This is a genomic window from Pseudomonas sp. JL2, assembly GCF_031570495.1.
GTDB classification, from domain to species: domain Bacteria; phylum Pseudomonadota; class Gammaproteobacteria; order Pseudomonadales; family Pseudomonadaceae; genus Aquipseudomonas; species Aquipseudomonas rhizophila.
The window spans coordinates 239,990-264,955 of record NZ_JAKUDH010000005.1; the positions used below are offsets into that span (position 1 = coordinate 239,990).

General features: G+C 58.9%; 24 protein-coding genes, 1 tRNA gene and 1 pseudogene. 14 read left to right on the forward strand and 12 right to left on the reverse strand.

The genetic code is table 11. The annotated features are described in order from the left end of the window. Position 1: 1 nt before the first annotated feature. Both cysE and trmJ read right to left on the reverse strand, forming a co-directional pair. A complete protein-coding gene (cysE, locus tag MKS85_RS10235) occupies positions 2-778 on the reverse strand; it encodes a serine O-acetyltransferase (RefSeq protein WP_047227468.1) in 777 nt (258 codons plus the stop codon). Positions 779-780: 2 nt separating this feature from the next. Then, positions 781-1,551 carry a tRNA (cytosine(32)/uridine(32)-2'-O)-methyltransferase TrmJ gene (trmJ, locus tag MKS85_RS10240; protein ID WP_047227467.1) on the reverse strand — a complete coding sequence of 257 codons (771 nt, stop codon included), beginning with the start codon at positions 1,549-1,551 and terminating at the stop codon, positions 781-783. A 144-nt stretch (positions 1,552-1,695) separates the two neighbouring features. Between trmJ and suhB the strand changes: the two genes are divergently transcribed. Then, positions 1,696-2,514 (forward strand): inositol-phosphate phosphatase, encoded by an 819-nt coding sequence (gene suhB / locus MKS85_RS10245; protein ID WP_003185165.1) that lies wholly within the window; start codon positions 1,696-1,698, stop codon positions 2,512-2,514. Between the two features lie 301 nt (positions 2,515-2,815). Here the strand turns inward: suhB and MKS85_RS10250 are convergent, their stop codons facing one another. The 6 genes from MKS85_RS10250 to queA form a co-directional block, all read right to left on the reverse strand. Then, a complete protein-coding gene (locus MKS85_RS10250) occupies positions 2,816-3,364 on the reverse strand; it encodes a glycine zipper 2TM domain-containing protein (RefSeq protein ID WP_047227466.1) in 549 nt (182 codons plus the stop codon). 116 nt (positions 3,365-3,480) lie between these two features. Continuing rightward, on the reverse strand, positions 3,481-4,395 hold the full coding sequence (gene secF / locus MKS85_RS10255) for a protein translocase subunit SecF (protein ID WP_188251294.1): 915 nt from the start codon (positions 4,393-4,395) through the stop codon (positions 3,481-3,483). A 9-nt stretch (positions 4,396-4,404) separates the two neighbouring features. Further along, positions 4,405-6,273, reverse strand: coding sequence for a protein translocase subunit SecD (gene secD, locus MKS85_RS10260; RefSeq protein ID WP_188251295.1), 1,869 nt, complete (start codon positions 6,271-6,273; stop codon positions 4,405-4,407). 63 nt (positions 6,274-6,336) lie between these two features. Continuing rightward, on the reverse strand, positions 6,337-6,672 hold the full coding sequence (yajC, locus tag MKS85_RS10265) for a preprotein translocase subunit YajC (protein WP_007956696.1): 336 nt from the start codon (positions 6,670-6,672) through the stop codon (positions 6,337-6,339). A gap of 43 nt (positions 6,673-6,715) precedes the next feature. After that, a complete protein-coding gene (tgt, locus tag MKS85_RS10270) occupies positions 6,716-7,831 on the reverse strand; it encodes a tRNA guanosine(34) transglycosylase Tgt (protein ID WP_160891620.1) in 1,116 nt (371 codons plus the stop codon). A gap of 14 nt (positions 7,832-7,845) precedes the next feature. Beyond that, a complete protein-coding gene (gene queA, locus MKS85_RS10275) occupies positions 7,846-8,895 on the reverse strand; it encodes a tRNA preQ1(34) S-adenosylmethionine ribosyltransferase-isomerase QueA (RefSeq protein WP_025211994.1) in 1,050 nt (349 codons plus the stop codon). A gap of 108 nt (positions 8,896-9,003) precedes the next feature. On the opposite strand from queA, the gene MKS85_RS10280 reads away from it, so the two are divergent. From MKS85_RS10280 to MKS85_RS10320, 9 genes and pseudogenes are all read left to right on the forward strand, one after another. Then, positions 9,004-9,088 (forward strand) — tRNA-Leu (locus tag MKS85_RS10280). Between the two features lie 165 nt (positions 9,089-9,253). Next, complete coding sequence (locus MKS85_RS10285) at positions 9,254-10,495, forward strand: tyrosine-type recombinase/integrase (RefSeq protein ID WP_010457903.1); 1,242 nt, start codon at positions 9,254-9,256, stop codon at positions 10,493-10,495. A gap of 246 nt (positions 10,496-10,741) precedes the next feature. Next, the gene (locus MKS85_RS10290) at positions 10,742-11,680 is read left to right on the forward strand and encodes a hypothetical protein (protein ID WP_042933021.1); all 939 of its coding nucleotides are present in this window, start codon (positions 10,742-10,744) and stop codon (positions 11,678-11,680) included. Between the two features lie 84 nt (positions 11,681-11,764). Next, entirely contained in the window at positions 11,765-12,019 is a 255-nt protein-coding gene (locus MKS85_RS10295; RefSeq protein WP_010457907.1) for an AlpA family transcriptional regulator, read from the forward strand. Then, entirely contained in the window at positions 12,016-12,321 is a 306-nt protein-coding gene (locus tag MKS85_RS10300; RefSeq protein WP_010457909.1) for a hypothetical protein, read from the forward strand. Before MKS85_RS10295 ends, MKS85_RS10300 begins: the two co-directional genes overlap by 4 nt. 534 nt (positions 12,322-12,855) lie before the next feature. Further along, the gene (locus tag MKS85_RS10305; RefSeq protein WP_010457912.1) at positions 12,856-13,146 is read left to right on the forward strand and encodes a hypothetical protein; all 291 of its coding nucleotides are present in this window, start codon (positions 12,856-12,858) and stop codon (positions 13,144-13,146) included. Beyond that, positions 13,143-13,412, forward strand: coding sequence for a DUF3077 domain-containing protein (locus MKS85_RS10310; RefSeq protein ID WP_010457913.1), 270 nt, complete (start codon positions 13,143-13,145; stop codon positions 13,410-13,412). The genes MKS85_RS10305 and MKS85_RS10310 overlap by 4 nt, the downstream gene beginning before the upstream one ends. Further along, a complete protein-coding gene (locus tag MKS85_RS10315; RefSeq protein WP_010457914.1) occupies positions 13,409-16,303 on the forward strand; it encodes a DUF927 domain-containing protein in 2,895 nt (964 codons plus the stop codon). Before MKS85_RS10310 ends, MKS85_RS10315 begins: the two co-directional genes overlap by 4 nt. Before the next feature lie 91 nt (positions 16,304-16,394). Continuing rightward, positions 16,395-16,895: pseudogene (locus tag MKS85_RS10320) on the forward strand (chromosome segregation protein SMC); the annotation flags it as partial. 574 nt (positions 16,896-17,469) lie between these two features. On the opposite strand, the gene MKS85_RS10325 reads toward MKS85_RS10320, so the two are convergent. The 3 genes from MKS85_RS10325 to MKS85_RS10335 are packed head-to-tail and all read right to left on the reverse strand — an operon-like array spanning position 17,470 to position 20,456. Next, positions 17,470-18,315, reverse strand: coding sequence for an SDR family NAD(P)-dependent oxidoreductase (locus MKS85_RS10325; RefSeq protein ID WP_010457916.1), 846 nt, complete (start codon positions 18,313-18,315; stop codon positions 17,470-17,472). Then, complete coding sequence (locus MKS85_RS10330; RefSeq protein ID WP_010457917.1) at positions 18,296-19,705, reverse strand: SRPBCC family protein; 1,410 nt, start codon at positions 19,703-19,705, stop codon at positions 18,296-18,298. The genes MKS85_RS10325 and MKS85_RS10330 overlap by 20 nt, the downstream gene beginning before the upstream one ends. 10 nt (positions 19,706-19,715) lie before the next feature. After that, complete coding sequence (locus MKS85_RS10335; protein ID WP_010457919.1) at positions 19,716-20,456, reverse strand: SDR family NAD(P)-dependent oxidoreductase; 741 nt, start codon at positions 20,454-20,456, stop codon at positions 19,716-19,718. Positions 20,457-20,595: 139 nt separating this feature from the next. Here MKS85_RS10335 and MKS85_RS10340 point away from each other — a divergent pair, with 139 nt between their 5' ends. Beyond that, on the forward strand, positions 20,596-21,651 hold the full coding sequence (locus MKS85_RS10340; RefSeq protein ID WP_310662821.1) for an AraC family transcriptional regulator ligand-binding domain-containing protein: 1,056 nt from the start codon (positions 20,596-20,598) through the stop codon (positions 21,649-21,651). A 140-nt stretch (positions 21,652-21,791) separates the two neighbouring features. On the opposite strand, the gene MKS85_RS10345 is transcribed toward MKS85_RS10340, so the two are convergent. Continuing rightward, positions 21,792-22,685, reverse strand: coding sequence for an AraC family transcriptional regulator (locus MKS85_RS10345; RefSeq protein WP_010457923.1), 894 nt, complete (start codon positions 22,683-22,685; stop codon positions 21,792-21,794). Between the two features lie 138 nt (positions 22,686-22,823). Between MKS85_RS10345 and MKS85_RS10350 the strand changes: the two genes are divergently transcribed. The 3 genes from MKS85_RS10350 to MKS85_RS10360 are packed head-to-tail and all read left to right on the forward strand — an operon-like array spanning position 22,824 to position 24,961. Beyond that, on the forward strand, positions 22,824-23,567 hold the full coding sequence (locus MKS85_RS10350; RefSeq protein ID WP_010457925.1) for an SDR family NAD(P)-dependent oxidoreductase: 744 nt from the start codon (positions 22,824-22,826) through the stop codon (positions 23,565-23,567). A gap of 18 nt (positions 23,568-23,585) precedes the next feature. Further along, complete coding sequence (locus tag MKS85_RS10355) at positions 23,586-23,987, forward strand: VOC family protein (protein ID WP_010457926.1); 402 nt, start codon at positions 23,586-23,588, stop codon at positions 23,985-23,987. Beyond that, complete coding sequence (locus tag MKS85_RS10360; RefSeq protein ID WP_042932598.1) at positions 23,984-24,961, forward strand: trans-acting enoyl reductase family protein; 978 nt, start codon at positions 23,984-23,986, stop codon at positions 24,959-24,961. The genes MKS85_RS10355 and MKS85_RS10360 overlap by 4 nt, the downstream gene beginning before the upstream one ends. Positions 24,962-24,966: the final 5 nt, after the last annotated feature.

The window sequence follows — 24,966 nt, forward strand, 5'->3', positions numbered from 1 at the left end:
TTCAGCCCGCCTGACTCTGATCCTTATCCTTCACACACGCAAAATCCTCCTCGCGCAGTTCAGGCAGGTCCTTGGCGCAGTAATTACTGCCCAGGTCCTTCAGGGCGCCGCACATGCCCTCCAGGCGCCCATCGACGGCCTGCAGGTGATCGAGCAACTGGTTGATCGCACGGGCGACCGGGTCGGGCATGTCTTCGCCGACACCGTAGGCATCGAAGCCGATCTTCTCGGCCATGGCCTTGCGGCGGGCGTCCTGCTCGTCATCGGTCTTGACGATGATCCGCCCCGGAATGCCCACCACGGTTGCACCGGCCGGCACAGCCTTGGTCACCACCGCATTGGAGCCGACTTTCGCCCCCGCCCCCACCGTGAACGGCCCGAGCACCTTGGCACCGGCGCCAACCACCACGCCGTCTTCCAGCGTCGGGTGGCGCTTGCCTTTGTTCCAGCTGGTGCCGCCGAGGGTCACGCCCTGGTAGAGCGTCACGTCATCGCCGATCTCGGCGGTTTCACCAATGACAATGCCCATGCCGTGGTCGATGAAGAACCGGCGACCGACCTTGGCGCCCGGGTGGATCTCGATCCCGGTCAACCAGCGTCCGAAGTTGGAGACAACTCGAGCCAACCACTTCCAGCCCATGCCCCACAAGGCACTCGACAGGCGATGGATCCAGATGGCGTGCATGCCCGGGTAGCAGGTCAGCACTTCAAAGGCATTGCGCGCCGCCGGGTCACGATGGAAAACGCTTTGGATATCTTCACGCAAACGATCGAACATCTTTATTCCTTCCGCTTAATCAGCTCGCCACGGGCCGCTTTCTGGGTTTCCGTGAGGATGCCGCGCAATATATTCATCTCCGCCCGGCTGACCGAGCTTCGTCCGTACAACCGACGCAGGCGCGCCATCAAGTGCCGGGGCTTGTCCGGGTCGAGAAACTCGATGTCCACCAGGGTCTGCTCCAGGTGTTCATAGAGCCGCTCCAGCTCGTCCATGGTCGCCAGTGTCTCACTGCGCGGCGACGTGGCCTCGAATTTTTCCACCTTGCTGGGCTTGCCTTCGGCTGCCAGCCAGGCCATGCGCACTTCATAACTCAACACCTGCACCGCCGCCCCGAGGTTCAGGGAACTGAACTGCGGGTCGGAAGGGATATGCACGTGAAAGTGACATCGCTGCAGCTCTTCGTTGGTCAGGCCGGAATCTTCACGGCCAAACACGAGGGCGATCTCAGCACCCTGCCCGGCTTCCTCGACCACTTTCGTTCCGCATTCGCGGGGGTCGAGCAGCGGCCAGGGGATACGGCGGTCGCGGGCGCTGGTGCCGAGCACCAGGTTGCAGCCCACCAGGGCGTCTTCCAGGGTGGCGACCACTTGGGCGGCTGCCAGGATGTCACCGGCGCCGGAAGCCCGGGCGTCGGCTTCGTGATGGGGAAACGAGCGTGGCTCGACCAGCACCAGCCGCGACAGGCCCATGTTCTTCATGGCCCGCGCAGCCCCGCCGATATTTCCCGGATGGCTGGTATTGACCAGGACGACACGAATGTTCTGCAACAAGGGAGGCGCTCTCGAACACGATAAAGGGAGCAAATCTTACCTAAGCACCTACCGTTAAGCTATGAAAGCGAACACCAACCTTCTCCTGGGAAAACTTTCTGATAGAATGCGCGGCTTTCTTTAACAACCTTAGGTGACACATCCATGCAGCCCATGCTGAATATCGCGCTGCGCGCCGCCCGCAGCGCCAGTGAACTGATCTTCCGCTCCATCGAGCGCCTGGATACCATCAAGGTCGATGAAAAAGACGCGAAGGACTACGTGTCCGAGGTTGATCGCGCCGCCGAACAGAAAATCGTCGACGCACTGCGCAAGGCTTACCCGAACCACTCGATCCTGGGTGAAGAGACCGGCATGCACGCCGGCACCGGCATCGAAGGTGAAGAGTACCTGTGGATCATCGATCCGCTGGACGGCACCACCAACTTCCTGCGCGGCATCCCTCATTTCGCTGTCAGCATCGCCTGCAAATACCGTGGTCGCCTGGAACACGCCGTCGTGCTGGACCCGGTTCGCCAGGAAGAATTCACCGCCAGCCGTGGCCGTGGCGCCCAGCTGAACGGTCGTCGCCTGCGCGTCAGCGGCCGCACCAGCCTGGACGGCGCCCTGCTGGGCACTGGCTTCCCGTTCCGCGATGACCAGATGGACAACCTGGACAACTACCTGGGCATGTTCCGCGCCCTGGTCGGCCAGACCGCCGGCATCCGCCGCGCTGGCGCCGCGAGCCTGGACCTGGCATATGTCGCCGCCGGCCGTTTCGATGCATTCTGGGAGTCGGGCCTGTCCGAATGGGACATGGCAGCAGGCGCCCTGCTGATCCAGGAAGCCGGTGGTTTGGTGAGCGACTTCACCGGCGGCCACGACTTCCTTGAAAAAGGCCACATCGTTGCCGGCAACACCAAATGCTTCAAGGCCGTACTCACCGCTATCCAGCCGCACCTGCCGGCTTCGCTGAAGCGCTAAGCAGCTCGGCTACAGAAAAAGCACCTTTCGGGGTGCTTTTTTTATGCCTGTCTCACACCACTCACTGATCGTTCCCACGCTCTGCGTGGGAATGCATCCCGTGACGCTCTGCGTCACCTCTAGAAGCGGAACGCGGAGCGTCCCTGGCGGTATTCCCACGCAGAGCGTGGGAACGATCAATGGATGCAAGCTGAACCACCGCTATCGCGAGCAGGCTCGCTCCCACAGGGGATGGGTGGTGGGCCATAAAATGCGGGCGTAAAAAAAGCACCCCGAAGGGTGCTTCTTCATAACCGCTGGATCACTGAGCCGGTTCGTTCTGACCCAGGATCAGTTGGCCTTCCTTGTTCACCGGGATCTGGTTGCCCGGGTCGCGGTCCATGCGGACTTTGCCTTCCTTGCCATCAAGCATGTAGCGAACGTCATAACCTACAACCTTGTCGCTGATGTCGTTGACCGTGTTGCAGCGAGTTTGGGTGGTGGTGTAGGTGTCGCGCTCCTGCATGCCTTCCTGAATCTTGTTACCGGCATAACCGCCGCCGGCCGCACCCGCCACGGTGGCGATTTTCTTGCCGGTGCCGCCGCCGATCTGGTTACCCAACAGGCCACCGGCCACGGCGCCCAATACGGTACCGGCGATCTGGTGTTGATCCTGGACCGGCTTCTGCCGGGTCACGGTGACGTCCTTGCACACTTCACGGGGGGTCTTGATTTGTGTTTTAACCGGGTCCACGGCCAATACTTGCGCATACTCAGGGCCGCTTTTGACCAAGCTGTAGGTGGCTACCGCACCACCGGCAGTCACACCGACAGCACCCAATACCGCACCAACCAGCATCGATTTGTTCACTTGAACCTCCTGACCATCACATGCGGATTTATCCGCGCTTCTCCCAGCCTTGGAGCACAAAAAAAGGCGCGAGTTCAACTCGCGCCTTTCAGGCCGTGACGGACGGAGACCAAACCTTACGGTCGGTCGTCCACTTCCGTATCTGTGGCCACCGGAGGAATCAGATCCTCGGTGCTCAGGTTCAGCCAGATCAGCACCACGTTGGCGATGTAGATCGACGAGTAAGTACCCGCCAATACACCAATGAACAGCGCAATGGAGAAGCCGAACAGGTTGTCGCCACCGAAAATCAGCAGCGCGCCGATCGCCAGCAACGTGGAGATCGACGTCGCCATGGTCCGCAGCAGGGTCTGGGTGGTCGAGATGTTGATGTTCTCGATCAGCGTCGCCTTGCGCAGCACACGGAAGTTTTCACGCACCCGGTCGAACACCACAATGGTGTCGTTGAGCGAGTAACCGATGATCGCCAGCACCGCCGCCAACACCGTCAAATCGAAGGTGATCTGGAAGAACGACAGGATGCCCACAGTCACGATCACGTCGTGGATCAGCGAGACAATCGCGCCGACCGCGAACTTCCACTGAAAGCGGAAAGCCAGGTACAGCAGGATCCCGCCCAGCGCCATCAGCATGCCGAGGCCGCCCTGGTCGCGCAGCTCTTCACCCACCTGCGGGCCGACATACTCGACACGCTTGACCTGCGCCGGGTTGTCGCCACCAGCCTTCTGCAAGGCCTCGGCCACTTGCTGACCCAGTTGCGGGTCTTCACCCGGCATCCGCACCAGCAGGTCTGTGGTCGCGCCAAAGCTCTGCACCACAGCGTCGGTGTAACCCGAGGTCATCAGTTGCTCGCGCACCTTGGTGACATCGGCCGGACGCTCGTAGGTCAGCTCGATCAGCGTACCGCCGGTGAAATCCAGGCCGTAGTTCAGGCCCTTGCTGAACCAGCTGAACAACGCCAGCAAGGTCAGCAATACAGTGACGCCGAACGCAACGTTGCGAACGCCCATGAAGTTGATTGTACGTAACATGGCAGCCCCTTAAATCCACAACTTCTTGAAGTCACGGCCACCATAAATCAGGTTGACCATTGCACGGGTCACCAGAATGGCTGTGAACATCGAGGTAAAGATCCCGAGGGACATGGTCACTGCGAAGCCCTTCACCGGACCGGTGCCCATGGCGAAGAGAATCCCGCCCACCAGCAAGGTGGTCAGGTTGGCGTCGATAATCGCAGTAAATGCCCGGCCGAAGCCTTCGTTGATTGCCCGCTGGACCGACATACCCGCAGCAATCTCTTCACGAATCCGCGAGAAGATCAGCACGTTGGCGTCCACCGCCATACCCATGGTCAACACGATACCGGCAATACCCGGCAGGGTCAGCGTAGCCCCCAGCAGCGACATCAGCGCCAGCAGCAGCACCATGTTCACCGCCAGCGCAACCGTGGCGATCAGGCCGAAGAAGCGGTAGATGGCGATGATGAACAGCGAGACAAACAGCATGCCCCACAGCGATGCATCGACACCCTTGGCAATGTTGTCGGCACCCAGGCTCGGGCCAATGGTGCGCTCTTCAGCGAAGTACATCGGCGCAGCCAGACCACCGGCACGCAGCAGCAGGGCCAGTTCCGAGGATTCACCCTGGCCATTGAGGCCGGTGATGCGGAACTGGCTGCCCAGCGGCGACTGGATGGTCGCCAGGCTGATGATCTTTTTCTCTTCCTTGAACGTCTGGATCGGTACGTCTTTCTCGACACCGTTGACCACTTGCTTGGTGTAAGTGGTGGTCGGCTTCTGCTCGATGAAGATCACCGCCATGCTGCGACCGACGTTACTGCGCGTGGCGCGGCTCATCAGTTCGCCGCCGTGGCCGTCGAGGCGAATGTTTACCTGTGGGCGACCCTGCTCGTCGAAGCCCGCCTGGGCGTCGGTCACCTGGTCACCGGTGATGATCAGGCCGCGCTCGATCTGCGCCGCCGGACGACCGCCTTCACGGAACTCGAAGCTCTCGGTAGTGGCTCGGGAAGCACCCGGTTCGGCCGCGAGACGGAATTCCAGGTTGGCGGTCTTGCCGAGGATACGCTTGGCTTCGGCAGTGTCCTGCACGCCCGGCAGCTCAACCACGATGCGGTTGGCGCCCTGGCGCTGCACGATCGGCTCGGCCACACCCAGCTCGTTGACCCGGTTACGCACCGTGGTCAAGTTCTGCTTGATGGAGTATTCGCGGATTTCCGCCAGCTTGGCCGGGGTCATCGCCAGACGCAGCACCGGCTGACCATTGAGGTCGGCTGGCACAATGTCGAAATCGTTGAAGTTCTTGCGGATCAGCGCACGGGCCTTCTCGCGTACATCTTCGTCAGTGAAACCCAGCTGAATGGCACCGTCGAGCTGCGGCAGGCTGCGATAGCGCAGACGCTCTTTACGCAACAGGCTCTTGACGTCGCCTTCGTAGACTTTCAAGCGTGCATCCAGCGCCTTGTCCATGTCCACTTCCAGCAGGAAGTGCACACCACCGGACAAGTCCAGACCCAGCTTCATCGGATGCGCGCCGAGGTTGCGCAGCCATTGCGGGGTGGTCTGGGCCAGGTTCAGGGCCACGACATAGTCGTCACCGAGGGCCTTGCGCACCACGTCCTTGGCCGGCAGTTGGTCTTCAGCCTTGAGCAGACGCAACAAACCGCCCTTGCCACCTTCGGCAACGGTCGCGGCCTTCACGTCGATACCGGAGGCCTTGAGCGCAGCGCTCGCACGGTCCAGATCAGCCTGAGTGACCTGCAAGGCAGTGCTTGCGCCACTGACCTGAATGGCCGGGTCATCAGGATAAAGATTGGGAGCGGAATAAATCAGACCGACCGCCAGCACCGCCAGGATCAGTAAATATTTCCACAGAGGGTATTTGTTCAGCATCACGCCGCCCGCTTATGACGCGGGGCGCCTTGCGCGCCCCGTCGATTGAATAGAAGTTGTTACTTAGATCGCTTTCAGCGTGCCTTTTGGCAGCGTGGCCGCGATGGCGCCCTTCTGGAATTTCATTTCAACGGTGTCGGACACTTCCAGTACCACGAAGTCATCGGCCACTTTGGTGATCTTGCCAGCGATGCCGCCGGTGGTGACCACTTCGTCGCCCTTTTGCAGGCTGCTGAGCAGGTTCTTCTGCTCTTTGGCACGCTTGGCCTGTGGACGCCAGATCATCAGGTAGAAGATGACCAGAAAGCCAACCAGGAAAATCCACTCGAAACCGCCACCCATTGGCGCTGCTGCAGGGGCAGCGGCATCAGCCATGGCATTAGAGATAAAAAAGCTCATTTAGCACTCCAGTTGCAAGTATTGAATCTTAGGATCGGAAAACTCAGTCCAAGGGCGGAACAGGCAACCCGCGCTTGGCATAGAAGGCATCGACAAAGGCGGCCAATGTACCCTGTTGAATAGCCTCGCGCAAACCAGCCATAAGCACCTGGTAATGGCGCAAATTGTGGATGGTATTCAACATGCTACCCAGCATTTCGCCGCACTTGTCCAAATGGTGCAGATAAGCACGGGAGAAGTTCTGGCAGGTGTAGCAATCGCAGGTCGGATCCAGCGGCGATTCATCATGGCGATGGAACGCGTTACGGATCTTCAGCACGCCTGTATCAATGAACAGATGCCCATTGCGGGCATTACGGGTTGGCATCACGCAATCGAACATGTCCACACCGCGGCGCACACCCTCAACCAGATCTTCCGGTTTGCCAACGCCCATAAGGTAACGAGGTTTGTCAGCCGGCATCTGGCCCGGCAGGTAATCGAGCACCTTGATCATTTCATGCTTGGGTTCGCCCACCGACAGACCGCCGATGGCCAGGCCGTCGAAGCCGATCTTGTCGAGGCCTTCGAGCGAGCGCATGCGCAAATCCTGGTGCATGCCGCCCTGGACGATGCCGAACAGCGCCGCCGTGTTCTCGCCATGGGCGTTCTTGGAGCGCTGGGCCCAGCGCAACGACAGCTCCATGGACACCCGCGCCACGTCTTCATCGGCCGGGTACGGCGTGCATTCGTCAAAGATCATCACGATGTCCGAGCCCAGGTCGCGCTGGACCTGCATCGACTCTTCCGGCCCCATGAACACCTTGGCGCCATCCACCGGAGAAGCGAAGGTCACACCCTCCTCCTTGATCTTGCGCATCGCCCCCAGGCTGAACACCTGGAAACCGCCGGAGTCGGTCAGAATCGGACCTTTCCATTGCATGAAATCGTGCAAGTCACCGTGAGCCTTGATCACCTCCATGCCCGGGCGCAGCCACAGGTGGAAAGTGTTGCCGAGGATGATCTCCGCGCCCGTGGCCACAATATCCCGAGGCAACATGCCCTTGACCGTGCCGTACGTGCCCACCGGCATGAACGCGGGGGTTTCCACCGTACCGCGGGGGAAGGTCAGACGACCGCGACGAGCCTTGCCATCGGTAGCAAGCAACTCGAAGGACATGCGACAGGTGCGACTCATACTGTTTCCTCGGGTCCGCGTGGCGCGGGGTTACGGGTGATGAACATCGCATCACCGTAGCTGAAAAAGCGGTATCCATGCTCGACAGCGGCCTTGTAGGCGGCCATGGCCTCGGGATAACCGGCGAACGCCGAAACCAGCATCAACAGCGTGGATTCGGGCAAATGAAAATTGGTGACCAGGGCATCAACCACATGAAACGGCCGGCCCGGGTAGATAAAGATGTCAGTGTCGCCACTGAACGGCTTGAGCACGCCATCGCGCGCAGCGCTTTCCAGAGACCGCACGCTGGTGGTCCCCACCGCCACCACCCGCCCACCGCGCGCGCGACAGGCCGCTACGGCATCGACCACTTCCTGGCTCACTTCGAGCCATTCGTTATGCATGTGGTGATCTTCGATACGCTCCACCCGCACCGGCTGGAACGTGCCGGCGCCGACGTGCAACGTCACGAACGCCGTCTCCACGCCCTTGGCGGCAATCGCCTCCAGCAGCGGCTGATCAAAATGCAGCCCCGCCGTCGGCGCCGCCACCGCCCCCAAGCGCTCGGCGTACACGGTCTGATAACGCTCGCGGTCCGAACCTTCGTCCGGGCGGTCTATATAAGGAGGCAACGGCATGTGCCCGACACGGTCGAGCAGCGGCAACACCTCTTCGGCAAATTCCAGCTCGAACAACGCATCATGCCGCGCCACCATCACCGCCTCACCGCCGCCGTCGATCAAAATCGACGAACCGGGCTTGGGCGACTTGCTCGACCGCACATGGGCCAGCACCCGATGACTGTCCAGCACCCGCTCCACCAGAATCTCCAGCTTGCCGCCGGAGGCCTTCTGGCCAAACAACCGCGCCGGAATCACCCGGGTATTGTTGAACACCATCAAATCGCCCGGGCGCAAATGCTCAAGCAAATCAGTGAATTGACGGTGAGCCATGGCACCGCTGACCCCGTCCAGGGTCAACAGTCGACTGGCGCGACGCTCGGCCAGAGGGTGGCGAGCGATCAGCGAATCAGGGAGTTCGAAGGTAAAGTCAGCAACACGCATGATGGGGTTCGTCTAGCAGGGCCGGAAAGTCTAGCGGAATTATCAAAAATTCACCATGAAACGTGATTGACCAACGGTAGGCACCTCTCTATACTTCGCCGCCATTGAGCCCTGATGGCGGAATTGGTAGACGCGGCGGATTCAAAATCCGTTTTCGAAAGGAGTGGGAGTTCGAGTCTCCCTCGGGGCACCATATAGCAGTATCTGAGAATCTCTACCAGTCTCTCAGACCCAAAGAAACCGGCCACTTGAGCCGGTTTTTTTGTGTCTGGCTATCTACCTCTGTATCCCCTTATCCGTTGTATCCCTGTATCCCTGCTTGTATCCTGAGAAAAATACCTAACTTTGGGATACAAGGATGAAGCGCGCAGATATCAAGCGCCGCCCTCTTGCAGACACGACGCTTGCGGGGCTGGAGCCGGAATCAAAGGAATATCGAGAACTGGATGGAAACGGCCTCTATTTCAGGGTTAAGCCTGATGGCGGTAAATCCTGGCAGCTCCGCTACAAACGTCCGGCGGGCAATTGGGCTTGGATGGGGCTGGGGGGTTATCCAGAAGTTAGTGGTGCATCAGCACGAGAGAAAGCTGCCGATCTACGCAAAGTAGTGAGCAGCGGTGTTGACCCCCTCGAGCAAAAACGATTTGCGAAAGCTGCTATTGATGCGGCCAGAGCTCGAACCTTTCGAGCGGCTGCTTATGACTGGCTAAAGGCAAAGGAGGAAAAAGGTCTCGCACCCTCCACCCTCAACAAAATTCGTACCTATCTCGAAAAAGACATACTTCCTGCCCTGGGGGACAAGCCCCTAGACGAAATTACACGTACTGATTGTGCAGAGCTCCAAGCATCAATCGAAGCGAGGGATGCACACAACGTCGCGGAAAAGTGCCGTACCTGGATCAATCAGATCTTCGGGCGCGCCATCGGCTTAGGCCTGACTGAAAACGATCCAGGAAGCCGCCTTCGCGATATCGCAGCCAAAGCCCCTAAAACCCAACAACATCCACATCTGCTGGAGCCTGAATTGGGTGAGTTTTTACAGGCTCTCAAGAACACCCCAAGTAGGCTGACAGCCCGCACTGCGGCATGGCTATGCGTATGGACAGCATCACGACCGGGGATGGTCCGCTTGGCAGAATGGAAGGAGTTCGACCTTGAGAAGGCCATTTGGACCACTCCTGCCGCCAAGATGAAAATGCGCAGGGACTTTGTATGCCCTCTTCCCAGTCAGGCTGTTGCCGCGCTGAAAGAGCTGCAATGCCTGACAGGTCGTAGTCGCTGGCTCTTTCCGGGCGTCGGCGCCAAGAATCCGACTATCAGTGAGAACACAATCAACAAAGTCTTCGCCACCATCGGCTACAAAGGCCGCTTAGTGGGGCACGGTACTCGCCACACCGCGAGCACATTACTGCGTGAACATGGATGGCCGAAAGAGCACGTCGAAGCGCAGCTTGCTCACAAAGAGGAAGGTATCTCAGGGGTGTATAACAAGGCCCAATACCTTGAGCAGCGCGTAAAGATGATGCAGTGGTATGCAGATCACCTTGATGCTTTGGAGGCAGGCAATATCGTGCAAGGCCAATTCGGAAAGGCTGTATGAGTACGCATATCCAGCCCACCTCTAAAACCGGTGTAACGCGTGTGACACGTGTAACGAACGACATCAACCAATTGAATTTATTATGTTTTTTTCGAGTTACACCGCGACTACGCCAACGATACACCGAGTGTAACGACGCCAAGTCGTGTAACGAAAATCCGCCTCCTTCAGCACTGCGGGCGGTGGCGTCTTCATATGTGCATCGCTGCGACTGCCCCCCAGCTCCGGGGCGACGGGGTGCCCAATATGCCCATTGAACCGAGCACTGGCATAGAGGAGCTGGAAATTGCAGGGATCGACGTAAAGTGTTTGATTCAGGACATGGACGACGTCGAACGAGCCATTCGTGAATTGGCCCTCTATCGCGAATTCAACGAGCACTTCCGACAAGCATTCGATCTTATCAACGACGCCACATCATTCTGGCTTGAGGATGGCTCCTACGCGCTGTGTGCTGAGCCAGTCACGACAACGGTCTTTGAGCTACGTGACGTCATCGATGACCATGCCAGCATCGCGGGAGCAGCCTCACTGCCAAATGTCATTCGACATCTCCCTGGCTTCAATCATCAAGCTACAGACTCGCAACTGGCAGCGACCTTTGCTCTCGTGCTTGGCACCGAAGCTGTAGAGGTACTCGGAAACTGGTTGTTCGAACTTGAACTTGCGACCTACGACATCGATGCAGAACTGCTAGAGCAGTTGAGAAATGACTCGCCCCGCCAGTATCTAGCCTTGGTCGAAAAAGAACGATTCCGCCGCAGTGGAACCGAAATCAAAGCGCGAGAGCGGTTCGCTGAATTGTTGGGTGAAGCCAAACAGACCCTATCGATGGCAGTACTGTACAGGCAAGCGGAGAACATCGACGTATTCAAGACTGGCTTCAACGCATCCAGCCTGATGCACCAAATGCTCGATGAGGCTTTCTCGGCAAAGGCATCAAAGCGGGGCCATGAGGCCGGTAAGGGAAATCGAGACCCTGAATCAAAAATACAATCGGACACGATGTATAGGCGCGCAAATATCAAGGCAGCAGCCGAAAAAATCATTAGTGGCCGCTTGATTGAAAAGCGCAGTCTGAGCGATGCAGAGCTAACCAATCTGCTTTTCGACCAGAATGTTCATGGAACCAAAAAAACCATCAGGGACCACCTGACCATCCTGGGTCTTAGACCACTCAAATAAAAAAAGGGGAGCGGACACAGTCCGTTCCCCCTCCCCTACGTAGCGTATGGCCTGTTGTCTCATTTCACTCAGGTTAGGCTCGCTATGAATACCGCATTAAAAACCATCGTTTCTCATGACCCGGCATCGACTCTCATCCGAATGCCCGAGGTCATTTCAATCGTAGGGCTCGCACGCCCAACCATCTACAAGCTCATGCGCCAACCGGACAGTGGATTCCCAATGCCGGTGAAACTCAGCAACAGCAACGCCCGAAGCGCTCCGGTTGCATGGGTTTTGGCAGAAGTTCAAGCATGGACACGAGCACGCATCGCTGCCCGTGATCAGGTGGCCGCATGAGCCGCAAGATCGCCAACAAAGCCCTGATGCACCCGTTTTCCATTCTTCGCCAGATCGGCTTTTCGCCCCGCCTCATGCAGCGCCTGGAGCGCTACCGCAGCCAGCAGGACAAACAGGGCCGTGTGGTCAGCGTGCTCAGTTGGGCAGACGGCACCTGGTGCGCGCTCTCCCTCCACTGCGAAAAGACTGGGGCGGTGATCGTCGACGAGGGCCAGCAAGCGGAAGCCTATGAAGATGCTCGCTCAATGCTCCAAGGCGGCTTCCTGCCCCTGCTTTCCCTACGCTTCGACTTTCATGCCTGAAACGAAAACGCCTCCGGGGGCGATCCGGAGGCGTTGAGGTAAATCTACATGCCCGAACAATTTATGCCACACCCAAAAAATCCGCAAGACACCCCCGTAGTTGCACTTTCGAAAAACGAACGTTACTCTCTGGCCGTCGCTGCAAAATCAGCGATCGGGTTTGGCGACCCGACTACATACAGGCGCACAGGCGCCCCCATACCGATTGCAGGCGCTTTTTTTGTGCCCGCATTCATCTTTTATGGTGGCTGTGCGTGGGAGACCTTCGGGTCTGCCGGGGTCCTGTATGCCCGGTTCGCCAACCCGCGCACAGCTGCCACCCTAAATCGTTTGGCGACGATCCGTGGCAGCTCCTCACATACAGGAGTTCCGCTAGATGAAACACGCCCTCAATCCGTCCAAATTTCGCGCCGCTGCACACCGTGCAATGGCTCTCGCCGCTCTACACGCCAACTCCAGCCTCGCTACTCGCCTTGCCCGTTACAACGCCCATATGGTCAAAGCTCGCGCTCTCGAAGCCGCAGGCGGTGCCCAATGAATTCCTCCCTCAGCTTCGCCTTGCCCGAAGACCTGCTCTGCGTCAGCAAAGACATCGAAAAGGGTGTCCCGGTTGATGCAATCACCTGCGCTATCAACCGCGCAGAGTCCGTACTGATGTTGCTTGAGGACCATTTCGAAAGCGAAAGCGACAGACCACGCCTAGCCAATCACGTCCTCGCCGCAGTTATTTGGGATGTCCGGGGCACCCTGGGATTGATCAAAACTCTCACCCTGCACGGTGACACCACGTCTGTTCCGATGGATCAGAAAGGCGGTGCCGTATGAGCGCTCACACCACACTAGGCCGAGCGTCGTTTTTCAATAAAACCTCCGGCCGGGGCGTGTTTCGGGTGAATGCGGGCATTCCTATTGAGGACGCGCTCGAAACGGTTTCGCTCCTCCAGCATTACGCCAATCAACTCTCCCTTGATGCCGCCATGAGCGATAAGGGCGAACGCTACAGCTGGTGCGCGCTCTACCTCGGCGAAATGGCAAAAGCCCTGATCGATGACGTGAACGATGCCATGTTTATGCCGGGGGCCGATACATGACCCAGCGCACGAACAAACCCACAAAACGCCCCAGCTTTGCCGACGTGAAAAGCGCCGCACTCAAGGACATTGATCGCGTACTTGCACACTGGCTACCCAACGGCAAACGGGTCGATGGCGGCAAGGAATACACCGCCCCCAATCCGACCCGCACGGACAAACGTGCCGGATCGCTCAAGGTCAATCTGAGCAAGGGCACTTGGGCGGATTTTGCTACCGGTGACAAAGGCGGCGACCTAATCGATCTGGTGCGCTACCTCGACGGCGGCACAGACGTCGAAGCCTGCAACAAGCTGGCGGATCTGCTGCACGTATCGGCAGGCGCTGCACAGTCCAAGCCAACACCGAGCAAAAGCAAAGCGCCGGAATGGATCGCCATCCAGCCGATCCCGGTCGAGGCCATGAACAAGTGCCCCGCCAAGCACCGGCAACACGGCGCGCCCTCCAAGGTGTGGATCTATCGCGATGCCCAAGGGCACCCCCTCATGGCGCTTTATCGGTTCGACCTGGGGCCGGACGAAGACGGTAAGCCAAGGAAAGTCTTTGCACCGTTGACCTGGTGCCAACGCGCCGACGGCCAAACCACTCAATGGCGCTGGCAAGGTTTGCCCGATCCGCGCCCTCTTCTGCACCTGGACGAACTGTCGCAACGGCTCGATGCGCCGGTCGTACTGTGCGAAGGCGAGAAAGCCGCCGATGCCGCTGCCGAGCTGATGTCGAGCTACGTGGCGACTTGCTGGCCGAACGGCTCCAGCTCTTGGCACAAGGCCGACCTGACACCGCTCAAAGGGCGGTCGATCTTGTTGTGGCCGGACAATGACTCCAGCGGTCAGAGCTGCATGGAGGCCGTCGCGGAAAAGCTGCGTGAAATCGGCGCCGCCTCAGTGCAAGCAATCGCCCTGGACGTCTTCAAACGCAAGCCCACACTGAAGAATGGCAAATCGACCTTTGCCAAAGGTGGTCAATGGGACGATGGCGACGATGCAGCCGACGCACTCGCCAAGGGCTGGACATCGGCCCACCTCGCCGAGCTGGAGCGCACTGGCGAGCTGTTTGGCTCGGCACCCGCCCCCGCTCCGGCCGGAGAAATCGAAACAAAGGCACCACCAAAAACCAAGCGCCCCGCCAAATCAAAAAATGACCTGCTGCCCGGTGGTTTTCGCCTGACGCCTGAAGGCGTGTTTTATTCCGGCGACGATGGCGAAGCGCGGCCTGTGTGCTCGCCTCTGGAGATCCTCGCTCGCACCCGTGACGACAAGGGGCATAACTGGGGCTTGCTGGTCGAGTTCGACGACCCGGACGGCCAGAAAAAACGCTGGAATATTCCGGCCCGCACCATGACCGGCGACTTTGGCAAGGATGTACTCGGCCCTCTCGTGGATATGGGGCTGCGGCTGGCAGGCAGCCGTTCAGGACGTAACGCACGCAACGACCTACAAAGCTATTTACAGGGCTTTGACAGCGCGCAGCGGGCTCGTCTGGTCACCCGTCTCGGCTGGCACGGGAATGCCTTCCTATTGCCCGAACGGCAGATCGGTTCGCATGACGAACACCTGCATTTCTATGAGGCTGGGGCACAACTCCCACCGATCAGTGAGTCCGGCACGCTGGAGCAATGGCAAGACCAAATCGGCGCATTGTGCGTCGGCAACCATCGTTTGGCGTTCGTCGTCAGCGTGGCCTTTGCGGGGCCGCTGTTGAATATGCTCGGTCACGAATCGGGCGGGTTTCACCTCTACGGCGACAGCTCCGGTGGCAAGACCACGCACCTGCAAGTGGCCGCCTCGATCTATGGCGGGCCACGTGTAGTGCGTTCCTGGCGCTCGACAGACAACGCCCTGGAATCCATCGCTGCCGCGCATTCGGACGGGCTCCTGGTGCTGGATGAAATCGGCATGTGCGACCCGCGCATCATCGGCGAAACGGTGTACATGCTTGGCAATGGCACCGGTAAGGCTCGCGCCAATGATCGAGGACAAGCAGGCCGACAAGTACAGGAGTGGCGCTTGCTGTTTCTCTCGACGGGCGAGAAGACGTTGGCGCAGCACATGGCCGAGGCCAACAAGGAGCTGAAAGCCGGTATGGAAGTGCGCATGCTGGCCGTGCCCGCGGACGCTAGCAAAGGCCTCGGCATGTTCGATGTGTTGAGTGGTTTCGATGACGCAGCGGCCCTCTCAGACGCGCTCAAGGCTCGGGTAGCCAAATACTACGGCACACCACTCACCGCGTTCCTGGCGGCTCTTTGCGAGCCCGGCAAGATGCACGGATGGTCAACCATCCTCCGCCGGACTCTGGAAGGCTTCGTTGCCAAAGCGCTCCCCGCTTCGGCCAGTGGGCAGGCACACCGAGCCGCCGCACGCTTTGGGCTGGCCGCCGCAGCCGGAGAGCTGGCGACCGCGCTCGGCATTACCGGCTGGCCCGACGGCACCGCGACCACAGCGGCACGTGTGTGCCTGAGCGCGTGGCTGAATGAGCGTGGCGGCGCCGGAAACCTTGAAGGTGATGCGATCTTGGCCCGCCTGCGCCAGATCATCGAGCGCTTTGGCGAAAGCCGCTTTACGCGCTGGGAGACCGCCGCCGCGAAGATCGATGAGCACGGGCCCCGCACCATCGACCGCCTTGGCTTTCGCAAAACGCTGGAGCACGGCATGGGCGACACCATGCACACCACCCACACCTACTACGTGCTACCCGAGGCATGGCGATCCGAGATATTTCGGGGCATGAACATCAACGCCGTGAACAAGGAGCTGCTGCACCGGGGTGTGCTGGAACCTGGTAGCGATGGCAAGGCATCGAGTTTGGTCCGGTTGCCCGGTTTAGGCCCGCAACGCTGCTACATCGTGAAGACGATTCCGGGAACGGATGAGAGCGAGGCTCGGGCTGCCTGACGGCCTCCCTACTGATCGAGGTAGCGCCGGCTCATTCCCGGCCTCGCCAGCCGCTCAACCCAACCCAATCGAATTACACAGAGACGAAACAATGAACGACATCCAAAAACTGAAAGACCGCCGTGAACAACTGACCTCCGAAGTGGAACGCCTGCGAGTCGAACTCTTGCACTATGAGACCGCTCTAGCCACCCCCGAGTCTATCCCGCGAGGCCGGGAGCGGGACGTGCAGGATCAGTACGCCGACCGGAAAAGAAAATGTGATTCACTGGACTTTGAAATTGATCGGCTGAGTCAAAAAATTGTTCGACGCGAAAACATCGCCAATCACGAAACCCTGATGGCGGGCTACCGCGACGCCATGGCGACGTGGAAAGCCGACGAGCACGAGCTCAACGAAAAGCGGCAGAGTGTCAGCACCCGCCTGAATGAAATCCGTCAGCAAGCCTCAGAGGATATGGCGAAGGCACGTCAGGCCGAGACCGAAGCGGCGACTGCCTACGCTCAGGCTGTCGCGTGGGGCGACACCGATGGCGAGAAGACGGCTAATGCTGACGCCCAAAAAGCCGCGAAAAACCTCGCGACGGTAGCTGGGTAATTGCACGGACTTGCCCACCCATTTGCATTCGACCTGACCAGTCATTTGCATCGGATATGACCAGCACAATTCGTGGACATGACCGGCAGAGAACGACCCATAGCTGTCTTTCGCGAAAGGCAGATAGCGGCTGTGGATCAAATCCGATCTGACAAATTGTGGACAGTTGCCTGTCTTACTCAAATCCGCATTCTATTAAACCTGGTTTCGCGATGTGAAAAAGGCCATCACTGCCGCGAGTACCAGCAAGATAGAGCTTGCGGCAGTCGGCACGAGCGCCAAAGCAAAGGGGCTTGCAATGAGGAGAAGTCCATATACGGTCATTCGTCGAGCGATAACTCGTGGCCGTCAGCAGCCGATCACGAGCGATCGCATTTGGACTGCAACCTGTCATTCCACTACGCTTGATGAGGCGCGAACCTAAAGCCCGGCTTCCAGGTTGGTTGATCGACCAAAATACCTGTAGCGCAACTTTCTCGAGCGCCTGTTTGATTGACTGATAGAGAACCGCGGAATCTGGTTCTCCTGAAAAAATCAACAATCATTGGCAGGGCTAGCGCTCATCGGGTTAAGACTGGGGGTTATAAGCTGTCATGCCTTCCTGCGCCTGCTTGCTGCGTTGGGCTATCGCGCCCTGCACCCAAGCATGGGGAAAGATGTAGAAGCGATTTTCCTCCACGCCCTTAAGGGTGATTTCGGCGATTTCGCGTGCAGAAATCTTGCCGGTTTCCACGGCTCGTCTCACACGCTCCTCGTACTGCCGCTTCATCTCGCTGTCGGCGGCAGCGTCGGCGAATTCGGCCGGGCGATTGCGCTCAGCTTCGATGATGCCAGTCGGGAAAAAGGCGGGTGAGAGCACGCTGACACCGACCGCGCTGTTGACCATTTTAAGGTCATTGACCAAGCTCTCCGAGAGCGCCACCACCGCCGCTTTAGTGGCGTTGTAAATGCCACTGCCAGCCGAGTACATCCAGCCAGCCGCCGAGGCGATATTGACGATGTGTCCCTCGTCCTGCTCGAGCATGATCGGTGTGAAGGCTTTCACGCCCCAGGCGACGCCATAAAGATTGACGTTGGTTACCCAATGCCAATCGGAAACCGTGTTTTCCCAGACGGGCGCAGTGACGCCCACGCCGGCGTTATTGAACAGTAGATGGACGCCTTCAAAACGTTGTATCGCCAGTTGCGCCAGCGCGGCGACTTGCTCGAATTTAGACACGTCTACCAGTAGGGTGGTGATCTCGGTGTCAGGGAGTTCCTGCTGGATCTGCGAGCAGGTGGCCTCCAGGTTTCCGGCTTCGACATCGGCCAGTACCAGCCTCATTCCACGTCGCGCGCAAGCCATCGCCAGCTCGCGGCCCAGGCCTCCGCCAGCTCCGGTGATCACGCTGACCTTACCGTTCAAGTCTTTCATCTGTTGCCTCCTGATGGGCTGTATCGACACGCTGTTTCAGCGCCTCGTTCATACGTTGATAGAGTCGTTTCGATTGGCTCAGGCGCTGCCATAGTGCCGGCAGCAAGAGGCCGGAAAAACGCTCTCCATGGATGAAACGGGTGGACCCATCGGCGTTTTCCACAAGCTGAAAGAAATGTTCGCCGGCCACCGTGAAAGGGTTGCCACCACGCCAGGCGAAGCGGTTTGGCGCTTCGTCGCTGCTGATGCGTGCCTGGAAGGACGCCTTGCGTTCCATGCCCAGCTTGACCGCGAAGTGCACCTGCCCACCCGGGCGGTGGTCGATCCGCTGGATCTCCAGCATGGGGTTCCACTGCGCGTAGCGCTCGAAGTCGACGAGGCAGTTCCACACCGCACTGGGCGGCGCATCAATCTCGATTTCGGTCTTGATCTGCCGCGAGAAGAGACTGTCGCGTCGCGTGCCCAGTGCCTTATAGGCCTGCTTCTCGCGCTGCCGGTTGAACAGCTTGGCCTTCCAGTTCGGTTTGCTGAAGCCCACTAATGCGTACAGTCGCGGCGAGCAGTACAGCATCTCCACCGAAAAACCGTTCGGGTCATTGACGTAGACGCACTGCACCAGCCCTACCTGACCCACCGGGTTGCAGTTGGGCACGAATCCAGCCTTGCGCGCCCGATCGAACTGTGCGGCGAACCCGTCCTGGCTGTCGAAGCCGATAGCCAGGTTCATAATGCCGATGTCGTTCAATCGGTAGCGGGGTGGCCAGGGTTTGGGGTTCGCCGGCTGATGAATGTCCAGCCACATGTCGCCTTTAATCAGGCAGGCGTTGGTGACGGTATAGTTGCTCTGCTCAACGGTGCGGTAGCTACGCTCAAAAGCCAACCCGTCGACAAAGGTCGCCACGCTGGTCGCGCAATCTGCGACAACAAGACCCAAGCCTGTCAGCTTGCATGGATAGGGCGATCCTTGCAGTGAGCTGTCTTCGATCAGCTCGATGAGAATTCCGTCCGGATCCCGGATGAAACGGCGATTGGCAGACCGGCGGGTTTCCATAGATAGGCCAAGAGACTGGGCGAGAGCTTCGAAACGTTCAAGCGAATCAACCCTCGCAAGAATGCGCCGATAACCGACGCGCTCGTCGTCCTCGGGGGAGAGGGGGGCCGAGACCGGCGACTCGAATTCGAACAGTTCCAACTGAAAGAACTCCCGGTCGTCGATCAACCAACTGACTCGCGACGCCACTCCGGCAAGGCCCTGGATCCGCTCGGCCTGCTTGCCGCGAAAAGACAGAGTGCCGAAGACATGCTTAAGGCCGAACAGTTTCTGGTAGAAACGCAGGGACGCGGTGGTGTCACGCACGCTCAGCGCGATCTGGCAGATATTGGTGGTCATGGTCGTTTGCTCAGAAGAGTTTGCTGATCAGCGCGGTCGGTAGCAGTTGCAGCACGGGTCGCAGCAACAGCCAGGGGTAGCCGGGAATTACTGCGCGCTTGCGGCGTTGTAAAATGGCATCGGCAATCCGTTTGCCACCTTCCTCCAGCGGCAGCAGGAAGGGACGGCTCTTGAGCTTATTGTTCATCGGCGTATCGATGTAGCCCGGATAGATGACCGTAACGGTCAGGTTCTTACCCTGCGATTCGGCACGCAGCGCCTCCATGTACACGCTGACTGCGGCCTTGCTTGCGCTGTAGGCGCCGCTGCCGGGCAGGCCGCGCCAGCTGGCGATCGAACTCATCGCCACGATCTGCCCATGCCCCTGGCTCTTGAACAAGGTGATTGCAGCGTCGATGGTCGCGCAGGCGCCGATTACATTGACTTCGAACATTTGACGGGAATTGGCGAAATTGATGCGCCCTATGCGTCCGTCGCTACCCAACCCTGCGTTGGCCACAACGATATCGAGCTTGCCCAGTTCGGCGCTGGCGGTATTCAGCGTGTCGCGCACCTGTTCGGCATCACTGACATCCAGTGGATAGACCAGAACCAGCACGCCGTGGCGTTCCTCCAGCTCGGACTTGATGGTGTGCAAGACGTCGATTTGACGGGCAGCTAACGCCAGGTCATAGCCACGACTGGCGAACTCGCTCGCCACCTGACGCCCCAAGCCAGAGGATGCGCCAGTGATGAAGACCGATTTGCTCATGACAGCTACCTCATTATTGTTTTTCTCCAAACGTATTAAGCCAAGCCGCTCCCTTCGATGCGATGTTCGAACGTGTCAGGTGATTGATAATTACGGCCAAAAATAGGTTAAATAGCCTTTTTGCGAGGCGTAAATCGCTATGAGCCTTTCCATGTTTCCTTGCGCCAGCCAGGCACCGATGTGCTTCTGCATTGAGCAAATGGAGGCCTGGGGGTATTCGTTGCATGAGGTGTTGGCTGGTAGCGGCCTGAGTGTCGACAGTTTCGCGCTACCTGAATCAGTCCCTAACAGCCGCCAGGAACAGACGATTTACGAGAACATTCTGCGTCTTTATCGAGGGACAGCCGCCGGGCTAGACCTCGGTCGACTGATCAATGTGAATAGCGTGGGGGTGCTGGGTGGACTGCTGGCAAACACGATCAATCTTGGCCATGCCGGTTACTTGTCGCGGCGTTTCTCTCCGCTGTCCAATCCCTGGATTGCGCCCGAACTGATCGGAACGCTCTCTGCGGGTCAGACGATAATCCGATACCGTCAGGTCGGCGGATTGCCCGCGTTGTACCGGTTTCTTATCGACCGCGACATCCTTGGCACGCGCCAACTGCTACGTGACATTTTCGGCGTGGGTGCGGATGGTTATGTGCGCGCAGTGGCATTCGGCTATCCCGAGCCGGTGGATGCCGAGCGTTATCCGGTCGAGTTCGAGTGCCCCGTGACTTTCGGTCATGACTACACCTATGTGACCTACGACAATGAGCTGGCTGAGCAGCGCAATGCGCGGCGAAATCCGCACTCGTATCACGTTTATCTGCGGCTATGCCGCGAAGCCCAGGCTCAGCGTACGTCTTTGTCCTGGCAAAGCCGAGTGAACAGCATCCTGGCGTGCATCGACTTCTATCCAAACGCTGCCGACATGGCTAAGAAGCTCAACTGCTCGGAGCGAAGTCTGCGGCGGCACCTCAGTGACGAAGGCGTCCAGTATTCCGAACTGGTGGACAAGATACGGTTCGAGCGGGCGATCTACCTGCTGCATCACTCTGAAGACTCAATCAAAACCATTAGCTTCAAACTGTTCTTCAGCGAACCGCCAGCATTTGTTCGAGCGTTTTCACGCTGGAGTGGAAGCACGCCGGGTGAGTTCAGGTCTAGAGCGGGGAAACGAATTTTTCCAAGCGTCCCGAGTAACCAATTCTAGTAATCGACCTCATAACAGAATTACTCAGCTAACAACCGTCGGCGCTGCGAGCCGACAGTGCATCAGCGCGTTTTTACACTCTGGACCGATAGGTGCCGGTCATAGACCTATTCCAGCCGCTTACCTAATCCGCCTACTGATTAGGGTCTGATGGCTCGCGTATCCCCGAGGATCCTCCCGGCATCTTGTGCAGGAGGAAGCCCAAACACCCGTGCATAATCCCTACTGAATTGCGTCGCGCTTTCATAGCCGACCTCGAAGGCAGCAGCCATGACGCTCTTGGCATTGGCCACCATCAGCGTTCTGGCCTGGAGCAGGCGAACCCGTTTCTGATACTGCAAAGGGCTCAGATTGGTGACTGCCTTGAAGTGGCGGTGAAACGCCGAGACGCTCATTGATGCTCGTTCCGCCAAGCGTTCCACCCCAATTGGCTCCGCGAAGTCACGGCGGATCCACTGGATTGCCATGTTGACTCGGGCCATCGCAGTATCCGGCGCTGCGATCTCCCGCAACATCCAGCCATGGGGGCCCTGGAGTACACGGAAGATAATTTCTCGCTCGTACACCGGGGCCAGGGCTGCGATGGCGTCCGGGTCGCCCATCAATCGCAGCATTCGCACCCAGGCATCCATCAGGTCGGTTGTGACTGGTGCGACTGAAAACCCAAGATTGTGCTCGACGCGGCCGACAGGTTTGGGCAGGTCGGCAAATAGCGTCGACAACACTGTCGGATCTAGCGTCAGACTGACTGCCAAGTAAGGTTCTCCCGAGACGCTCGGATGCACAGATCCCACCGCTGGCAAATCAATGGACATGACGAAATAGGTCGCAGGGTCATACCGAAGCGTCCGATCCCCCACGGTCATGCTCTTACTGCCTTGCAGGATCACATTGATCATTGGGTCGTAGACCGCCGCCAGCATGTGCTCGGGGATTTTTCCCTGAACCATGGCCACACGGGGAATGCCCGTTTCGGTACGGCGATTTTCAGCCTTGGCCGCGAGCGACCTGAGTTCATTCAGTTGATTGTTCATGCTGGGCATGCTGCCGGCAGAACCCGCCGCCGTGCAAGCGAAAAGCAGAAACAGGCAGGTTTCAAGTAGAAACAGGTACGACCCTGGCGACCATGGTAAGTACTGTGGGGGCACATATGAACCACAGAGGAACATCAGATGAGCGTCATCGTCATTACCGGTGGCAGCCGTGGAATCGGTGCCAGTGCCGCCGAGCACATTGCTCAGCGTGGTATGGGGGTCATCCTGACCTACAACACTAATCCCCAGGCTGCCGCTACGGTCGTGGAACGCATCGAGCGAGTCGGTGGCAAGGCTGTCGCTCTCAAGCTCGACGTGTCTGATGTTGGCAGCTTCGAGGCGTTTCGGCAGTCAGTGGTACTGACCTTACGGGACACCTGGGATGCCACCACGCTGAGTGGCCTGGTCAACAACGCCGGCTACGGCCTGTTCAATCCCTTGGCAACTGTCACCGAAGCGCAGTTCGATGGCCTGTTCAACGTGCACCTCAAAGGTCCGTTTTTCCTCACCCAGACACTACTGCCGCTGTTCGCGGAAAACGCCAGTATCGTCAATCTGACCAGTGCCACCACCCGCGTCGCCACCGCTGGTGTGGCGCCCTATGCTGCGTTTAAGGGCGGGCTCGAAGTGCTCACCCGTTACATGGCCAAAGAGTTCGGCGAGCGGCGCATACGGGCCAACGCCGTATCACCCGGCGCCATCCGTACCGAATTGGGTGGCGGACTGAACGATGAGTTCGAGGCGATTCTGGCGGCGCAAACGGCACTCGGCCGGGTCGGCGAGCCGGAAGACGTCGCGCGCGTCATCGCCATGTTGCTGTCCGAGGAGGGCGCTTGGATCAATGCCCAGACCCTCGAAGTTTCCGGCGGCTACAACATCTGAATACGTGAGGATTTTGCCATGCTGGATCATATTTTTTTGTCCGTGAGCGATATCGCCCGGTCCATCCGTTTCTACGAAACTGCCCTGACCCCGTTGGGTATCACCGCGCGCCTGGACTACGACGGCAAGGACGGCCCGCCGGGTCATCCTGACCTAAAAGGCTTCGGCGCCAACGGCCGGATGTTCTTCTGGTTGCGTGAGGGAGTTGTCGAAGGGCGCGCGGTACATGTTGGCTTTGTCGCAAACAGCAAGGCTGAAGTTGACGCCGCCTATGCCGCTGCCATGAATCAGGGTGCGGTCGACAACGGCTCGCCTGGCGCACGCTTGCACTACGACCCCGATTACTACGCTGCAAATGTGCTGGACCCGGATGGGTACAGCCTCGAATTCGTCTACAAAAAATGGCAGCACGTCCAATGAGCACACTTCTGATCTACGGAGCCACAGGCTATACCGGTCGTATGGCAGCAGGGCGGGCGAAAGCGCTCGGCCTGACATTCGAAATCGCCGGGCGCAATCACCAGCGCCTTGCGGCACTCGCTGCGCATCTGGACGTGCCTTTTCGCGTGTTCGATACCGGCGCGGATGCCGAGAACGCTTTGTCAGATGTCTCGGTATTGCTCAACTTCGCGGGGCCATTTGCGCACACGGCCGAGCCTTTGATGCGCGCCTGCATCAAGGCCGGGGTCGACTATCTGGACATTACCGCCGAGATCAACGTTTACCGGCTAGCCGAGAGGCTGGATGCTGAAGCGGCCGCTAATCACGTCATGCTGTTGCCTGGCGTCGGATGGGATGTTGTCCCTACCGACTCGCTGGCAGTGCATGTCGCCAAGCGTGTAGAAGGTCCTCTCGCTCTGAGCATCGCGCTTCAAGTCCCCGGGTCGATGTCCCGTGGATCAGCCATGAGCGTCAGCGAAATCATCAGTGCAGGCGTGCTCGCAAGGGTCGATGGCGAACTCGTTGCAACGCCCGATGCCACGCCACGTCACTTTGATTTTGGTGACGGTCCGGTTCTCTGCGTGCCGCTGTCTTTCGGTGATCTGGTAACCGGCTGGCATTCGACCGGCATTCCTAATATTGCGATGTTCGTGCATATCGCGGGCGATGCGTTTCCAGAAGGTGATCTATCCCAACTGCCTGATGGTCCAACGTCAGAGGAGAGGGATGCTCATCGGGCGCGTGCGGTGGTTGAGGTCACTGGCGCCGATGGTGCAATCGCACGGTCTGTGATCGAAACCGTGAATGGTTATTCCTATACGCCGCTGGCGGCCGTCGAAGCAGCCCGTCGCGTATTGGAAGGTGAGCGACGGCCTGGATTTGCAACCCCAGCACAGGTCTTCGGTGGTGGATTTGCCGAGAGCATTGCGGGGACGGTGATCAGCGACCTGTAAGAATG

What these genes read in the sequence shown, in the direction of transcription:
- MKS85_RS10285 (WP_010457903.1), top strand. Translation starts at nt 9,254, where the DNA reads ATGAAGCGCGCAGATATCAAGCGCCGCCCTCTTGCAGACACGACGCTT.
- MKS85_RS10315 (WP_010457914.1), top strand. Translation starts at nt 13,409, where the DNA reads ATGACCCAGCGCACGAACAAACCCACAAAACGCCCCAGCTTTGCCGAC.
- MKS85_RS10360 (WP_042932598.1), top strand. Translation starts at nt 23,984, where the DNA reads ATGAGCACACTTCTGATCTACGGAGCCACAGGCTATACCGGTCGTATG.
- MKS85_RS10295 (WP_010457907.1), top strand. Translation starts at nt 11,765, where the DNA reads ATGAATACCGCATTAAAAACCATCGTTTCTCATGACCCGGCATCGACT.
- MKS85_RS10325 (WP_010457916.1), bottom strand. Translation starts at nt 18,315, where the DNA reads ATGAAAGACTTGAACGGTAAGGTCAGCGTGATCACCGGAGCTGGCGGA.
- secF (WP_188251294.1), bottom strand. Translation starts at nt 4,395, where the DNA reads ATGTTACGTACAATCAACTTCATGGGCGTTCGCAACGTTGCGTTCGGC.
- MKS85_RS10340 (WP_310662821.1), top strand. Translation starts at nt 20,596, where the DNA reads ATGAGCCTTTCCATGTTTCCTTGCGCCAGCCAGGCACCGATGTGCTTC.
- MKS85_RS10355 (WP_010457926.1), top strand. Translation starts at nt 23,586, where the DNA reads ATGCTGGATCATATTTTTTTGTCCGTGAGCGATATCGCCCGGTCCATC.
- MKS85_RS10330 (WP_010457917.1), bottom strand. Translation starts at nt 19,705, where the DNA reads ATGACCACCAATATCTGCCAGATCGCGCTGAGCGTGCGTGACACCACC.
- suhB (WP_003185165.1), top strand. Translation starts at nt 1,696, where the DNA reads ATGCAGCCCATGCTGAATATCGCGCTGCGCGCCGCCCGCAGCGCCAGT.
- yajC (WP_007956696.1), bottom strand. Translation starts at nt 6,672, where the DNA reads ATGAGCTTTTTTATCTCTAATGCCATGGCTGATGCCGCTGCCCCTGCA.
- secD (WP_188251295.1), bottom strand. Translation starts at nt 6,273, where the DNA reads ATGCTGAACAAATACCCTCTGTGGAAATATTTACTGATCCTGGCGGTG.
- MKS85_RS10335 (WP_010457919.1), bottom strand. Translation starts at nt 20,456, where the DNA reads ATGAGCAAATCGGTCTTCATCACTGGCGCATCCTCTGGCTTGGGGCGT.
- queA (WP_025211994.1), bottom strand. Translation starts at nt 8,895, where the DNA reads ATGCGTGTTGCTGACTTTACCTTCGAACTCCCTGATTCGCTGATCGCT.
- MKS85_RS10305 (WP_010457912.1), top strand. Translation starts at nt 12,856, where the DNA reads ATGAATTCCTCCCTCAGCTTCGCCTTGCCCGAAGACCTGCTCTGCGTC.
- tgt (WP_160891620.1), bottom strand. Translation starts at nt 7,831, where the DNA reads ATGTCCTTCGAGTTGCTTGCTACCGATGGCAAGGCTCGTCGCGGTCGT.
- MKS85_RS10310 (WP_010457913.1), top strand. Translation starts at nt 13,143, where the DNA reads ATGAGCGCTCACACCACACTAGGCCGAGCGTCGTTTTTCAATAAAACC.
- MKS85_RS10345 (WP_010457923.1), bottom strand. Translation starts at nt 22,685, where the DNA reads ATGAACAATCAACTGAATGAACTCAGGTCGCTCGCGGCCAAGGCTGAA.
- cysE (WP_047227468.1), bottom strand. Translation starts at nt 778, where the DNA reads ATGTTCGATCGTTTGCGTGAAGATATCCAAAGCGTTTTCCATCGTGAC.
- MKS85_RS10300 (WP_010457909.1), top strand. Translation starts at nt 12,016, where the DNA reads ATGAGCCGCAAGATCGCCAACAAAGCCCTGATGCACCCGTTTTCCATT.
- MKS85_RS10350 (WP_010457925.1), top strand. Translation starts at nt 22,824, where the DNA reads ATGAGCGTCATCGTCATTACCGGTGGCAGCCGTGGAATCGGTGCCAGT.
- MKS85_RS10290 (WP_042933021.1), top strand. Translation starts at nt 10,742, where the DNA reads ATGCCCATTGAACCGAGCACTGGCATAGAGGAGCTGGAAATTGCAGGG.